The sequence below is a fragment of the Methylobacterium sp. NPDC080182 genome, from assembly GCF_050281105.1.
Taxonomy (GTDB): Bacteria; Pseudomonadota; Alphaproteobacteria; order Rhizobiales; family Beijerinckiaceae; genus Methylobacterium.
Window position 1 is genome coordinate 190,218 of the sequence record NZ_JBNNWO010000005.1, and the last position, 14,491, is coordinate 204,708.

13 protein-coding genes are annotated in these 14,491 nt (G+C 71.6%); 10 read left to right on the forward strand and 3 right to left on the reverse strand.

The features are described from left to right. Positions 1-309: 309 nt before the first annotated feature. The 7 genes from urtA to ACQKQD_RS11495 all read left to right on the forward strand — a co-directional run bounded on the left by urtA (position 310) and on the right by ACQKQD_RS11495 (position 6,806). A complete protein-coding gene (urtA, locus tag ACQKQD_RS11465; protein ID WP_427508419.1) occupies positions 310-1,605 on the forward strand; it encodes an urea ABC transporter substrate-binding protein in 1,296 nt (431 codons plus the stop codon). Positions 1,606-1,696: 91 nt separating this feature from the next. After that, the gene (gene urtB / locus ACQKQD_RS11470; protein ID WP_427508420.1) at positions 1,697-3,268 is read left to right on the forward strand and encodes an urea ABC transporter permease subunit UrtB; all 1,572 of its coding nucleotides are present in this window, start codon (positions 1,697-1,699) and stop codon (positions 3,266-3,268) included. A 5-nt stretch (positions 3,269-3,273) separates the two neighbouring features. Then, positions 3,274-4,428: an urea ABC transporter permease subunit UrtC gene (gene urtC / locus ACQKQD_RS11475; RefSeq protein WP_056530760.1), complete on the forward strand. Its 1,155-nt coding sequence runs from the start codon at positions 3,274-3,276 to the stop codon at positions 4,426-4,428. After that, on the forward strand, positions 4,425-5,228 hold the full coding sequence (gene urtD, locus ACQKQD_RS11480; protein WP_427508421.1) for an urea ABC transporter ATP-binding protein UrtD: 804 nt from the start codon (positions 4,425-4,427) through the stop codon (positions 5,226-5,228). The genes urtC and urtD overlap by 4 nt, the downstream gene beginning before the upstream one ends. Before the next feature lie 2 nt (positions 5,229-5,230). Then, positions 5,231-5,926, forward strand: a complete 696-nt coding sequence (gene urtE, locus ACQKQD_RS11485; RefSeq protein WP_020095147.1) for an urea ABC transporter ATP-binding subunit UrtE — start codon at positions 5,231-5,233, stop codon at positions 5,924-5,926. Positions 5,927-6,214: 288 nt separating this feature from the next. Further along, positions 6,215-6,421: a hypothetical protein gene (locus ACQKQD_RS11490; RefSeq protein WP_020095148.1), complete on the forward strand. Its 207-nt coding sequence runs from the start codon at positions 6,215-6,217 to the stop codon at positions 6,419-6,421. A gap of 100 nt (positions 6,422-6,521) precedes the next feature. Then, positions 6,522-6,806: a hypothetical protein gene (locus ACQKQD_RS11495; protein ID WP_091926789.1), complete on the forward strand. Its 285-nt coding sequence runs from the start codon at positions 6,522-6,524 to the stop codon at positions 6,804-6,806. 15 nt (positions 6,807-6,821) lie between these two features. On the opposite strand, the gene ACQKQD_RS11500 is transcribed toward ACQKQD_RS11495, so the two are convergent. The 3 genes from ACQKQD_RS11500 to ACQKQD_RS11510 form a co-directional block, all read right to left on the reverse strand. After that, the gene (locus ACQKQD_RS11500) at positions 6,822-8,468 is read right to left on the reverse strand and encodes a hybrid sensor histidine kinase/response regulator (RefSeq protein WP_427508422.1); all 1,647 of its coding nucleotides are present in this window, start codon (positions 8,466-8,468) and stop codon (positions 6,822-6,824) included. Between the two features lie 431 nt (positions 8,469-8,899). Beyond that, positions 8,900-9,769 carry a hypothetical protein gene (locus tag ACQKQD_RS11505; protein ID WP_427508423.1) on the reverse strand — a complete coding sequence of 290 codons (870 nt, stop codon included), beginning with the start codon at positions 9,767-9,769 and terminating at the stop codon, positions 8,900-8,902. Positions 9,770-9,848: 79 nt separating this feature from the next. After that, positions 9,849-10,481 carry a LuxR C-terminal-related transcriptional regulator gene (locus tag ACQKQD_RS11510; protein ID WP_042671988.1) on the reverse strand — a complete coding sequence of 211 codons (633 nt, stop codon included), beginning with the start codon at positions 10,479-10,481 and terminating at the stop codon, positions 9,849-9,851. A 274-nt stretch (positions 10,482-10,755) separates the two neighbouring features. On the opposite strand from ACQKQD_RS11510, the gene ACQKQD_RS11515 reads away from it, so the two are divergent. The 3 genes from ACQKQD_RS11515 to ACQKQD_RS11525 all read left to right on the forward strand — a co-directional run bounded on the left by ACQKQD_RS11515 (position 10,756) and on the right by ACQKQD_RS11525 (position 14,482). Then, a complete protein-coding gene (locus ACQKQD_RS11515) occupies positions 10,756-11,349 on the forward strand; it encodes a hypothetical protein (RefSeq protein ID WP_427508424.1) in 594 nt (197 codons plus the stop codon). A 3-nt stretch (positions 11,350-11,352) separates the two neighbouring features. After that, positions 11,353-12,453: an AAA family ATPase gene (locus ACQKQD_RS11520; protein ID WP_427508425.1), complete on the forward strand. Its 1,101-nt coding sequence runs from the start codon at positions 11,353-11,355 to the stop codon at positions 12,451-12,453. Positions 12,454-12,526: 73 nt separating this feature from the next. After that, the gene (locus ACQKQD_RS11525; protein ID WP_056530780.1) at positions 12,527-14,482 is read left to right on the forward strand and encodes an AAA family ATPase; all 1,956 of its coding nucleotides are present in this window, start codon (positions 12,527-12,529) and stop codon (positions 14,480-14,482) included. Positions 14,483-14,491 lie beyond the last annotated feature (9 nt).

The window sequence follows — 14,491 nt, forward strand, 5'->3', positions numbered from 1 at the left end:
GGACCCCCTCCCGCCCCGGCGGACGGGCGCCGCCCGCCCCGCGGGCTGAGGTAAGTGGCATCGATCCGCATCCGTTCAACGTGCTGGCGAGATTGCGGTCGCCGGTGCCCACCGCTTGGTCCGCCCACGCCCCGACGCGCCCCCCGACGCCGCAGGACGCGGCACGGCGCTGCCACTCTGGCGGGCGAAACGCCGCCCTTCTGGGCGCCGGCGCGCCCCGAGCAGCCTCCCGGCGCGCCATGCCTAAATAATTGGCACACGTTTTGCGAAGACCGGCCCGTCGCGAGGAAGACGACGCAGGGGACCGCCATGAAGGCATTTGGAACTTGGGCCTCGGCCGCCGCGCTGGCCGCCGGGCTGGCGATGGGCACGCTGGGGGCGGGCGCCGCCCGGGCGCAGGAGACCATCAAGGTCGGGATCCTGCACTCGCTGTCGGGCACGATGGCGATCTCGGAGACCACTCTCAAGGACGCGATGCTGATGCTCATCGCCGAGCAGAACGCCAAGGGCGGCGTGCTCGGCAAGAAGCTGGAGCCGGTGGTGGTCGATCCGGCCTCGAACTGGCCGCTCTTCGCCGAGAAGGCCCGCGAGCTGATCAGCAAGGACAAGGTCGCGGCCGTGTTCGGCTGCTGGACCAGCGTGTCGCGCAAGTCCGTGCTGCCGGTCTTCAAGGAGCTCGACAACATCCTGTTCTACCCCGTCCAGTACGAGGGCGAGGAGAGCGAGCGGAACGTGTTCTACACCGGCGCCGCCCCGAACCAGCAGGCGATCCCGGCGGTCGACTACCTGATGTCGGAGGATGGCGGCGGCGCCAAGCGCTGGGTGCTCGAGGGGACCGACTACGTCTACCCGCGCACCACCAACAAGATCCTCGAAGCCTACCTCAAGTCCAAGGGGGTCAAGGACGAGGACATCATGATCAACTACACGCCGTTCGGCTTCTCGGACTGGCAGACGGAGGTGTCGAAGATCAAGGCGTTCGGCTCGGCCGGCAAGAAGACCGCCGTGGTCTCGACCATCAACGGCGACGCCAACGTGCCGTTCTACAAGGAGCTCGGCAACCAGGGCATCAAGGCCACCGACATCCCGGTCGTCGCCTTCTCGGTGGGCGAGGAGGAGCTCGCCGGCATCGACGCCAAGCCGCTGGTCGGCCACCTCGCCGCCTGGAACTACTTCGAGTCGATCAAGACGCCGGAGAACGAGGCCTTCATCAAGAAGTGGCAGGCGTTCAAGAAGAACCCCAAGGCCGTCACCAACGACCCGATGGAGGCCCACTACATCGGCTTCAACATGTGGGTGAAGGCGGTCGAGAAGGCCGGCACCACGGACCCCGACAAGGTGATCGACACGCTGCCGGGCATCGAGCAGAAGAACCTCACCGGCGGCACCGCGAAGATGCTGCCGAACCACCACATCACCAAGCCGGTCTTCATCGGCGAGATCGAGGCGAACGGCCAGTTCGACGTGGTCTGGAAGACCGAGGGCCTGATCCCCGGCGAGGCGTGGTCGAAGCAGCTCGAGGGCTCGAAGGACCTCGAGGCCGACTGGGTCAAGCTCAAGTGCGGCAACTACAACACCAAGACCAAGTCCTGCGGCGGCGCGTAAGCCCTGCACCTCCTCTCCCCGCGAGCGGGGAGAGGGGACACGCGCCTCACCCGTGTGGGGCGCACCGCTCCCGGCTCGCAGAACGGCCCCGATGCTCCGTCTCCTGACCCTCCTGTTCCTGATGCTGGCCGCCCCGGCGCTCGCACAGGCGCCCGACCCCTACGGCCAGCTCGCCGGCGACGGCTACGCCGAGATCGAGGCCGGCGTCTCCGGCCTCGCGGCGAGTGGCGACCCGCGCGCCGACGCGATCCTCTCGGCCCTGTCGGACGGCCGCCTGCTGGTGGGCCCGGACAAGACCCTTCTCATCCGGCAGGGCGGCGCCGTCGTGGACGCGAGGACCGGCGCCCCGGCCGCCGACAGCCCCGACCTCAAGCCGGTGCGGGCCAACAACCGCGTCCGCCGGGCGATCGAGGCCGCCCGCGGGCAGCTCGACCTCGCGAGCCCCGACCCGGCCCGGCGCCGGGCCGCCGCCGACGCGGTGTTCAAGGCGCGGGACGCGGCCGCGCTGCCGGCCCTCGACGCGGCGCTCGCCCGCGAGACCAGTCCGGGCGTCCGGCAGGCGCTCACCGAGGCCCGCGCCGCCGTGCTGCTCGCGAGGCCCGGCACCGCGGAACCCGACCGGATTGCCGCGATTCCCGCCATCCAGGCCCGAGGCGATGGCGACGCGATGGGCATCCTGCGCGGTCTCGCGGCGGATCCGAGCGAGGCCGTGCGCGCCGCCGCCGCCCGCGGCATCGCGGCGATCGAGACGCGGCTCGCGATAATCGGCGCCCTCCAGAACGTCTGGTACGGCATCTCGCTCGGCTCGGTCCTGCTGCTCGCCGCCATCGGGCTCGCCATCACCTTCGGGGTGATGGGCGTGATCAACATGGCCCACGGCGAGATGGTGATGCTCGGCGCCTACACGACCTACCTCGTGCAGGAGCTGATCCGCACCAAGGCGCCCGTCCTGTTCGGCTGGTCGCTGGCGATCAGCATCCCCTGCGCGTTCCTGGTCGCCGGCCTCGTCGGGGTGCTGATCGAGCGGTTCATCATCCGCTTCCTGTACGGGCGCCCGCTGGAGACGCTGCTCGCCACCTTCGGGGTCAGCCTCGCGCTGCAGCAGGGCGTGCGCTCGATCTTCGGCCCGACCAACCGCGAGGTCGGCGCCCCCGCCTTCATGAGCGGCGCCTTCGACTTCTACGGCCTGTCGATCACCTGGGGCCGGATGTGGATCATCGTGTTCGCGTTCGCCGTGTTCCTGGGCCTCCTGTTCGTGCTGCGGAAGACGTCCTTCGGCCTGAAGACCCGGGCGGTCACCCAGAACCGCCGCATGGCCGCCGCGATGGGCATCCGCACCCCCTACGTCGACGCCCTGACCTTCGGGCTCGGCTCCGGCATCGCGGGGATCGCGGGCGTCGCCCTCTCGCAGATCGACAACGTGTCGCCCAATCTCGGCCAGGGCTACATCATCGACTCGTTCCTCGTGGTGGTGTTCGGCGGCGTCGGCAACCTCTGGGGGACGCTGGTGGCGGCGCTGACGCTCGGCGTCGTGAACAAGCTCGCCGAGCCGTATATCGGCGCGGTGCTGGCCAAGATCGGCCTCCTGATCTTCATCATCCTGTTCATCCAGAAGCGCCCGCGCGGCCTGTTCGCGCTCAAGGGCCGGGCGGTGGAATCGTGAGCCCCATGCCGCCTCGCACCCCCCTCATCGACCTGAAGGGCTGGATCTTCCTCGCCGTCCTGGCCGCCTTCTGCCTCGCCGTGCCGGTGCTGAATCTCGCGGTGCCGGAGGGCTCCGGCCTGCACCTGCCGACCTACCTCGTCTCGCTCTTCGGAAAATACCTCGCCTACGCGCTGCTCGCGGTCAGCCTCGACCTCGTCTGGGGCTATTGCGGCATCCTCTCGCTCGGCCACGGGGCGTTCTTCGCCCTCGGCGGCTACGCGATGGGCATGTACCTGATGCGCCAGATCGGCGCCCGGGGCGTCTACGGCAACCCGGTCCTGCCCGACTTCATGGTGTTCCTGAACTACAAGGCGCTGCCCTGGTACTGGTACGGCTTCGACCACTTCGCGTTCGCGGCCCTGATGGTGCTGCTGGTGCCGGGCCTGCTGGCCTTCGTGTTCGGCTGGCTCGCCTTCCGGTCGCGGGTGACCGGCGTCTACCTGTCGATCATCACCCAGGCGCTGACCTACGCGCTGATGCTCGCCTTCTTCCGCAACGACATGGGGCTCGGCGGCAACAACGGGCTGACCGACTTCAAGGATCTCCTGGGCGTCTCCGTCCAGTCCCAGAATTTCCGCGTCGGCATCTTCGTGGCCACCGGAATCGCGCTGGCTTTGGGCTACCTGATCGCCCGGGTCATGACGGTCTCGGCCTACGGCAAGATCCTGATCGCCGTGCGCGACGCCGAGAGCCGCACGCGCTTCCTCGGCTACCGGCCGGAGCACTTCAAGACGCTGGCCTTCACGGTCTCGGCCATGATGGCGGGCGTCGCCGGCGCCCTCTACGTGCCGCAGGTCGGCATCATCAACCCGGGGGAGTTCGCGCCCACCAACTCCATCGAGACGGTCATCTGGGTGGCGGTGGGCGGTCGCGGCACGCTGGTCGGCGCGGCGCTCGGCGCCGTGCTGGTCAACTACGCCAAGACCGTGCTCACCGGCGCGATGCCGGACGCGTGGCTGTTCGCGCTCGGCGGCCTGTTCGTGTTCGTGACGCTGTTCCTGCCGCGCGGCCTCGTCGGCACCGCGATCGAGCGGTTCGGCTCCCGGCGCGCCGCCGCCAAGCTGCCGCCGGAGCCCGCCATCGCCCCGAAACTCGCCGAAGAAGGGCAGGGCTCGTGAGCACCGACCTCCTCGAACCGCCGGATGCCGCTGCCCGCGGCCCCGCCAACCGGAAGCGCGAGACGGACGCGCTCCTCTACCTCGACGACCTGCGGGTGACCTTCGACGGCTACAAGGCCCTGCGCGGCCTGTCGCTGACGCTGGCCCGCGGCGAGTTGCGGGCGATCATCGGCCCGAACGGCGCCGGCAAGACCACCATGATGGACTGCATCACCGGCAAGACGCGGCCGGACAGCGGCATCGCGCTGTTCGACGGCACCCACGACCTGCTCAGGAGCGACGAGCCGGCGATCGCCGACCTCGGCATCGGCCGCAAGTTCCAGAAGCCCACCGTGTTCGAGAGCCACACGGTCGCCGACAACATCCTGCTCGCCCTCAAAGGTCCGCGCGCCGCCTTCACGTCCCTGTTCGGCTGGCGCAACCGGGTGGAGGCCGCGCGGATCGATTCCCTGCTGGAGACCGTCGGCCTGCTGGCCCACCGGGGCCGCCCGGCGGCCGATCTCAGCCACGGCCAGAAGCAGTGGCTGGAGATCGGCATGCTGCTCGCGCAGGACCCCAAGCTCCTGCTGGTCGACGAGCCGGTGGCCGGCATGACCGACGCCGAGACCGCCGAGACCGCCCGCCTGCTGCGCCGGATCGCCGGCGAGCACGCCGTCCTCGTGGTGGAGCACGACATGCACTTCGTCCGGGACCTCGGCTGCCGGGTCACCTGCCTGCACGAGGGCGCGGTGCTGGCCGAGGGCTCGATCGACGCCGTCTCGGCCGACCCGCGGGTCGTCGAGGTGTATCTGGGACGATGACCATGCTCTCCGTCGACGGCATCGACCTCTATTACGGCGCCGCGCAGGCGCTCCGCGGCGTCTCGCTGACGGCCGAGGCCGGGCGGGTCACCACGGTCCTGGGCCGCAACGGCGTCGGCAAGACCTCGCTGCTGCGGGCGATCGTCGGCCAGCAGCCGGTGCGCTCCGGCGCGATCCGTCTCGACGGCCGCCCGATCCAGGGCCTCGCGCCCTACGACCGGGCGCGCGCCGGGATCGCCTTCGTGCCCCAGGGCCGCGAGATCTTCCCGCTGCTCACCGTCAAGGAGAACCTGGAGACTGGCTTCGCGCCGCTCAGGCGCCGCGACCGCCATATCCCGGGGGAGATCTACGACCTGTTCCCGGTGCTCAAGGACATGCTGCACCGGCGCGGCGGCGACCTCTCGGGCGGCCAGCAGCAGCAGCTCGCCATCGGCCGGGCGCTGGTGACGCGGCCGAAGCTCCTCGTGCTCGACGAACCCACCGAGGGAATCCAGCCCTCGATCATCAAGGATATCGGCCGGGCGATCACCTACCTGCGCGGCAAGGGCGAGATGGGGATCGTGCTGGTCGAGCAGTATTTCGAGTGGGCCCGGGACCTCTGCGACTCCTACGCGGTGATGGATCGCGGGCAGGTGGTGCTGGCCGGCCCCCGGGCCGGGATGGTCGAGGCCGACGTGCTCCGCTGGATGTCCGTCTAGCGGGCCGGCCGCACGTCCCGCCGGCGCCAGGCCCGGGAATACCGCACTTCGATCCGGATATCGGGACGGATAATCAACAATCGGAGCGCGGCCGGGGCCGACATCGACCGCCAAATCTGTGCACACGGCCCCGGTTGGACAATGTTAAAACACAATTCAGGTCCGCCATGGGGCACAACCACGGGGGGCCCATGACGATCCTGGATCCGATCACCGGCGAGCTGGTCACCATCGCCGTTCCGCGGCCGCGGCCGCAGGCCGGCCCGCGCTGACGGGCGGCGCGCTGTCATGACGAACGCGACCGATCGAAGGGCCGGCCGCCGCGGCGTCCGCGGCGGCCGTGCCCAGGTCCGGACGGTGCCGCCGGGCCTGCTGCTGGCCGGCGGCGTGGGGGCGAACGCCCCGCTGACGGCCGTCGACCTGATCGCCCAGGCCCGCGCAGCCCGGCGAGAGGCCGAGGCCCGCGACGGCGCGGACCGCGCGGAGCAGGGCTGACGCGGCGACCGGGGCCGCCGAGCCGGCCGCCCGCCTCTTGAGATCACCCGCGCGGGATGGTCAGAAGGCCGGCAGTCTCGCGGCAGCCGGCGGGTGAGTCATGAAGTTCGGCGTCTTGATCCTGGCCGGCGCCTGCGGCGTCCTCGTCGGGATCGTCATCGGATACGTCGCGGGAACGCGACTCAGCCAAGCCTTCGCGCAATTGCCGGTGACGGACCGCTCCCCCGCCGCGCAGGCGCTCCGGATCGTGGACCGCATCGCGACCGAGCACGGCCTCGCGCGGGACGCGCTGCTCCGGGCAATGCTCGACCAGCAGGGCGGCCGGACGGGGACCGCGCGTCCCGGCGAGGAGCCGGGCAGGGAGCCGGGCGAACCGGCCCGGTAGGGCGCCGACCGCGCCTCACGCGGCCGGCGCCGGCCGGGGGCGCAGCCGGAGGCTCGCGGCGGTGAGCACCGAGCGCAGCTCGGCCGGCCGGACCGGTTTCGAGAGGATCGGGATGTCCGGCGCCCCCAGATCCTCGCGCACGCGCGCCTCGTCGTGGCCGCTCATCACCACCGCCGGCAGCGGGCGGCCGGCGAGCCTCCGGACCGCCGCGATGCAGTCCGTCCCCGTGACGCCGTTCCCGAGCTCGAAATCGGTGATGAGGAGGTCGATCTCCGGCACGGCGTCGGGGATCCCGGTCTCGGGCCGGACGCGGCAGCCCCATTTCTCCAGCAGGCTGGCGGTCGCCCGCAGCACGGCAGCGTCGTCCTCCACCAGCAGCACGCGCAGGCCGCCGATCGTCGCCGGCGGGTCGAGCCGGGCGGGGAGGGCCACGGGCTGCGGGGCCCGGGCGAGGGGCAGGTCACCGATCGTCACGCAGGTCCCGCGCCCCGGCACCGAGCGCAGCGTCACCGTCAGGTCCAGGAGCGCGCCGAGCCGCCGGACGATCGGCAGGCCGAGGCCCACCCCCTCGACGTCCCGGTCGCCGCGGCGGCGGACTTGGTAGAACTCGTCGAAGACCCGCTCCTGATGCGCGACCGGGATCCCGGGGCCGCGATCGTAGACCTGGATGGCGAGCCGGTCGCCCCGCCGGCGGCAGGCGATCAGGATCGGCCGGCCGGGCGCGTACTTGATCGCGTTGTTGACGATGTTCTGGACCATGGTCGTGAGCAGGGCCCGGTCGGTGCGCACCACGACCGCGCAGGCGCGGCTGCGCAGGGCCGTCCCGGCGATCTGGGCGGCCTCGGAGTTCTGGCGCCGGACATCCTCGAGGATGTCGTTGATCGCGACGGGCTCGGGCCGGGGCTCCACCCGTCCGCTGTCGAGGGTCGAGATGTCCAGGAGCGACTTGAACAGGCGCGAGACGCTCTGCAGCGACCGGTCGATGTTCTCGACCATCTGCAGCTCCTCCGGCCCCAGCTGGGCGCCGCGCAGGCAGGCGGTGAACAGGCTGATGGCGTGGATCGGCTGGCGCAGATCGTGGCTCGCCTGCGCCAGGAAGCGCGACTTGGACAGGCTCGCCTCCTGCTCGCGCTCGTAGGCGCCGCGCAGGCGCTCCAGCAGGCTGTAGATGTAGGTCGGCACGAGGACGGTGATGGCCGTCAGCGTCAGGACGAGGAACGGGTTCGCGCGCCAGTACGCGTTGAAGTACGTAGTGACCGCGATCGAGACCAGGGCCGCCGCCGTGGACGCCTTCAGGGCGGTGACGCCGTAGCGCAGGCCGTTGCCGACGATCAGCCGGATGACGATCGCGTAGAGCGGCAGGAACGGCGCGCCGCCCACCGCCATCGTGTAGGTCATCCCGCCGAGGTCGAGGAGGAAGGTGACGACGCGGCGCGGCGTGTTGCTGCCGGGATTGCGGCTGATCCAGCCGTACAGCGCCACGGCGAAGACCCAGTGGCACGTCACCAGATAGGCGACGAACCGGGCCTCCGGCGGGGCGATCCCGCCGTAGATCTGGGGCAGGAGATATAGGCAGGCGAGGCCGATGACGACGGCCCGGATCAGCGCCTGCGCCTTCTCGTTGTCGTACGCCTCGTCCCGCCGGCGCCGCGCCCCGAACATCGGCGGCTCAGGCCCGGCCGGCTGCGACGCCGAGACCGAGACCGAGGCAGGGCACCCGCTCCGCCGGAGCGGACCCCGCGGCGTCCGCCCTGAATCGCGCCGTGCCGGCCCCGGTCTCCCGCTGTCGCTTCATCGTGCAGTCGCCCTGCCGCGTCGCCGCCCGGGATCCGGGCAACGGCGCGCCGCCGTCGCCGATCGCGGACAGATCTGACAAGTCTACCTGAAGGTGATCGACGCCACCAGACGCGGCGGGAGCCCGCGATGTGGCGGCGCGGACGAGTCTTCGGTGCTAGAACCGCTTATTCAGTCTCCGCTACAATGGTCCCCGTGCTGCAGCGAGACGTTCCGGCGGAAAATATGCGGCAGATTATTTTTTACTTCACTGCAGGTCTGATCTCGTCGACCGGCCGCACGCACGGTCGCGGGCGCCGTCAGCGGTAGGTGCCGGCGCCCGGATCGAATCGATAGACCCGGGCATCCCGGTCCGTGGCCGGACGCAGCGCCCCGTCCGCGCCCAGCACGGTGCCGCTCAGAGCGACCCGGACCGGGGGCCACGCGGCAGGGTCGCGCGGATCCTCCGGCAGGATCTCCAGCCGTCCCGTGCTCGATCCCAGCCGGCAGGGATCCTCCGCGCAGCCGGCCGTCTCGTCGGCGCCCGCCGCGACCTCGCCCGCGAGCGTCCAGTGCGCCGGCGCGTCGCGGAATTGCAGGAGGAGGTACGAGAAGCCTTGCGATCCGGCCGTCCCGTAGACCGTGAGGCGCAGGCCCATCAGGAGGCGGCCCCGGCTCAGCGGCCTGAACACGGCGCCGAGCCGCTCGTCCACCTCCGGGGCGCCGCCGTTGCGGTTCCCGGTCCCGATCCGGCCGGACAGGACCTGCACGTCTTCGAGGCGCCAGCGCATATCCTTGAGGACGTAGGTGGCGGCCGCGACGCTCAGCCGGTCGGGCGCCGCGGCGTCCGCGCCCAAGGCCGGCATCGTGACGAAGCCGGTGAACCGGCTCCCGGTCTCGGTGGAGAACATCGCGGCGGTCCAGAATTCCGCCGTGCGGCCGTCCTTCATCCGGCAGGTCTCGGCCTCCTTGTCGGCGGGCCGCCCGCAGATCGCCGCCAGCACCGTGGCGCGCGGCAGCATGGCGAGGTCGGGATCGGCCGCAGCGGGCGCGGCGGCCAGTCCGGCAGCCAGTCCGACCGCCAGTCCGGCCGCCAGTCCGGCCGCCAGCACCGGCAGCACCGCCAGGGCCGGGCCCGTCAGAAAACGCCCGCGGGCCGCGCGCCCGTCTCCCCGTCCCGCCCGTCTCATGCGCCGGGCTCTGCCACGGAGCCCGGCACCGGGCCATTCGGACAGGTGTACGATCGGCCCCGCCGCACGGTCCGCCTCCTCAATCCCCGACGCCGGCCGTGGCGGCCTTCGCGGCCGCGGCGGACCGGGAGGTGACGTCGAGGGCGCGCAGGAGCGCCGAGACGTGGATGCGGACGGTGAAGGGGGAGATCTCGAGTTCCCGGGCGATCTCCTTGTTGGTGCGTCCCAGGGCGACGAGGCGCAGCACGTCGCGCTGGCGCTGCGTCAGGGGCGGGAGCGGGCCGCGCGGCGCGGCGAGACCCGAGACCGGGCTGCGCCGGATCACGAACTCGCCGTCGCGGATCGCCGCGATCGCCTGGGCGATCTCCGCGGCGGGCAGCGCCTTGCCGATGAAGCCGTCGGCACCCTCGGCCATGACGGTCCGGATCAGGCCCTCGTCCTCGATCATCGACACGACGATGATCGAGGCCCGCTCGAACTCGACGCGCAGCGCGCCGATGGAGTGGCGGGGATCGAGGCCGGGGAACAGGAGGTCGAGGAGGAACGCCCGCGGGGGCGCCCCGGCGCGGGCCATCGCCAGGACCTGCTCCATGGTGGCGGCCTCCCGGACCAGGGCCTGCGGGTAGAGCCGCTCCGCGATGCGCCGCATGCCCTCGCGGAACAGCGGGTGGTCGTCGGCAACGATCAGGGTCTCTCGCGCGGAGCCGTTCATGCCACTCCCGGTCGCAGCATCGGAATCTATCCCCATGACGTCGCGGCGCGGAGCCATGCCGAGGAAAATCCCCGGCGTGTCAAGGCTGCGACGATAGGTCATATACACTAGTAGACCGGTTTTTTCCGCCTGCCTAGAAGTCGGCCGGTCATGGTGACAGGCATCGGCCCGCTAATTTCTTCGAATCTTTCCAAAAAGAGCGAGGCTGCAGGTCATGTCGTGCGCGCCGACGCGACGCACGAATTACGTCGTTCCATGTTCGGGGGCCCGCTGGATGTCGGAAGTCGAACACCAGAATGCTGAGCGGCAGGCTCAGGATAGGCTTTCCGAGCCTCGCGCGGCCCCGAGCGCCCCGCCCGCCGCCAAGCCGGGCCTCTCGCCGAGCCTCATCGCGATCGTGGGCGGCCTGTTGGCGGCGGGCGCCGTCGCGGGCGTGCTGCTCTCGGGCGGCGGCGAGACCGCCGGGACGGCCGCGCGCCCGGCCCTGACGCTGGTCAAGGCGGGCGAGATCGACAAGGCCGCCGAGACCCTGCCCTCCGACGAGAAGGACAAGATCGTCGCGGAGGCCAAGGCCTGCCGGGCCCCGCTGGGCCAGATGCGCCTGTCGAAGATGGCGGCCGATGCCGGCGGCGTGGTGCGCATCCGGGCCGGGAACTACCTGTCCCCCGCCTTCAACGTCGCCGACGGGCCGATCAACATCGCGGTCCCGTTCCCGGCGCCCTACGAGACCGGCAAGGGCGAGATCACCATCGAGGGCGCCGCCAAGGACGTGTTCGTCGAGCTGACGCCGGGCCTGAAGATCGACACGACCGGCGGCGTCCAGCGGATCCCCGTGATCTGGAATACCAGCAAGCCCTGCGGAGGCTGACGGATGTCGAAATCCGCCATCCTCCCCTTCGTCGTCTCCGGGCTGGTGGTCGCGGTCCTCACCCCGCTCCTGCTGAGCACCGATTACGGCCCGGTCGCCTGGTGGAACGCCGCCGGGCCGGAGCTGCGCTGGAAGGCGGCGATCGGGATCGCCGTCGCCCTGCTGGCGGCTCTGGGCCTCGCCGCGACCGCGACGGCCGCGCGGAAGGCGGAGGCCGGCCTCGGGCAGCCGGCCGGCGGCCTGCTGGCCCTGCCGCGCCTGATCGTGGCGCCGCGCCGGGTCGTGGAGGCCCGGTCCCCCGAGGCCGTGATCGCGAATCTCGAGGCCATGGTCGGGCTCGCGCCGGTCAAGCGCGAGGTCAACGCCCTGATCGCGCGGCTGGAGCTGGAGCAGCGGCGGCGCGCCGAGGGCCTGCCGGTGGCGGCGATCAGCCAGCACATGGTGTTCACCGGGCCGCCCGGCGTCGGCAAGACCGAGGTGGCGCGGGCGATCGGCGAGATCTACCGGTCCCTCGAGGTGCTGCGCCGCGGGCATCTCGTGGAGGTCGACCGCGCGGCCCTGGTGGCGGGCTATGTCGGCCAGACCGCGGCCAGGACCCTCGAGAAGTGCCACGAGGCCCTCGACGGCATCCTGTTCATCGACGAGGCCTACACCCTGGCCGCCGGCGGCGGGGGCGGGAGCGACTTCGGCAAGGAGGCGATCGACACCCTCCTCAAGTTCATGGAGGACAACCGCGACCGGATCATCGTGATCGTCGCCGGCTACACCAACGACATGCGCCGGTTCATCGACACCAATCCCGGTCTCGCCGGCCGGTTCACCAAGACCGTCGAGTTCCCGCCCTACAGCCCGAAGGATCTCTGCGAGATCCTGAGGCGCATGGCTGCCCGGCAGCAATTCGCGCTCCCCGAGGGGTTCGAGGCGGCGCTGACCCCCTGGCTCGCGCAGCGGTCCCGTGCCGACGACTGGTCGAACGCCCGCGAGATGCGCACCCTCCTGGAGAAGGCCCGCGAGGCCCAGGCCGCCCGGGTCGCCCTGCAGGGCGGCGACCTGCGCCGCCTGGAGATCGTCGATCTGCTCCGCGCCACCGGCGAGGACGCCTGAGGGCGGCCCGAGGGGCCACGCGCGCCCAGCACCCAGGCCATCACCAGGGCCAGCACCAAGGTTCGCCACGTCCATGGAACGCCTCGACAAGCATCCGGTCGCGCTCTTCGCGGTCATCGTGCTGGGTGCCACCGGCCTGCTGGTCGCCCTGCGGCCGGACGTGCTCGGGTCGCTCGCCGCGACGCCGTCGGCGCTGCTGCGCAACGGCCTGATCCTCGGGGGCCTCGTCGGCGGCCTGCTCGCGGCGAGCTACATCCCGGCGCGGATCGAGGCGACGCGGCGCGCCCTGGACCGGGCCCGGGCGAGCCGCAAGATCCGCCCGATCCGCTTCGTCGACGACGGCGCGGCCGCGGAGAAGAAGGACCTCCTGGCCACCGCGCTCGCGACCCTCGACGGCATGGTCGGGCTCGACCCCGTGAAGCTGGAGGTGAAGGGCGTCATCGCCCGGATGCAGGTGGAGCAGCAGCGCCGCGCCCAGAACCTGCCGGTGGCGGCCATGAGCCAGCACATGGTGTTCACCGGGCCACCCGGCGTCGGCAAGACCGAGGTGGCGCGGGTCCTCGGCAGCGTCTTCAAGGCGCTCAAGGTGCTGCGCAAGGGCCACCTCGTGGAGGTCGACCGGGCCGGGCTGGTGGCGGGCTACGCCGGCCAGACCGCGATCAAGACCCTGGAGCGCTGCAAGGAGGCCCTCGACGGCATCCTGTTCATCGACGAGGCCTACGCGCTGGCTCCCGGCGGCGGGAGCGGCGGCGAGTTCGGCAAGGAGGCGATCGACACCCTCCTCAAGTTCATGGAGGACAATCGCGACCGGATCATCGTGATCGTCGCCGGCTACACCAACGACATGCGCCGGTTCATCGACGCGAATCCCGGCCTCGCCAGCCGGTTCACCAAGACCGTCGAGTTCCCGCCCTACAGCCCGCCGGAGCTCGCCGAGATCCTGAAGCGCATGGCCGCGGGCCAGGGCTTCGTCATGCCGGAGGGGTTCGAGAAGGACCTCGCCGCCTATGTCGGGGCCCGGTCGAAGGCCGAGGACTGGGCCAACGCCCGCGAGATGCGCACGGTCCTGGAGAAGGCCCGCCAGGCGCAGGCGCTGCGCCTCGCCGCCAGCCCCGGCGGCGACATCAACCGGCTCGAACCCGCCGACATCGCCGCGGCCCTCGGCCGCCAGGCCGGCGGCGCGGTCGACATGGACGCGGCCCGGAAGGTCATGGCCCGCCTCGACGCGATGATCGGGCTCGCGCCGGTCAAGGAACAGGTGAAGACCGTGGCGGCGCGGGTGCTGGTCGATGCCCGGCGCCGCGCCGAGGGCATCGAGGTCGGCGCGGTGAGCCAGCACATGGTGTTCACCGGGCCCCCCGGCGTCGGCAAGACCGAGGTGGCGCGCATCATGGGCGACATCTTCCGGACGCTCGGCGTCCTGCGGAAGGGGCACGTGGTCGAGGTCGACCGGGCCGGGCTGGTGGCGGGCTACGTCGGCCAGACCGCGGCCAAGACCCTGGAGCGCTGCCGCGAGGCCCTCGACGGCATCCTGTTCATCGACGAGGCCTACACCCTGGCCGAGGGCGGCGGGGGCGGCAGCGACTTCGGCAAGGAGGCGATCGACACCCTCCTCAAGTTCATGGAGGACAACCGCGACCGGATCATCGTGATCGTCGCCGGCTACACCGGCGACATGGCCCGGTTCATCGACACGAATCCCGGCCTCGCCGGCCGTTTCACCAAGACCGTCGCGTTCCCGGCCTACGACCCGTACGACCTCGTCGAGATCCTGCGCCTGATGGCGTCGCGGCAATCGTTCCGGCTGCCGCCGCGCTTCGAGACCCTGCTGATCCCGTGGGTCGAGCAGCGCGCGCAGCGGCACGACTGGGCGAATGCCCGCGAGATGCGCACGCTCCTGGAGCGCCTGCGCGAGGCCCAGGCGATGCGCCTCGCCAGCGATCCCCTGGGCGATTACGGCCAGTTCGAGCTCGTGGATGTCGAGCGGGCGCTCGGCGGCGGGGCCCCGCGCCCCGCCGCCCTGTCGTGACGGCCCGGG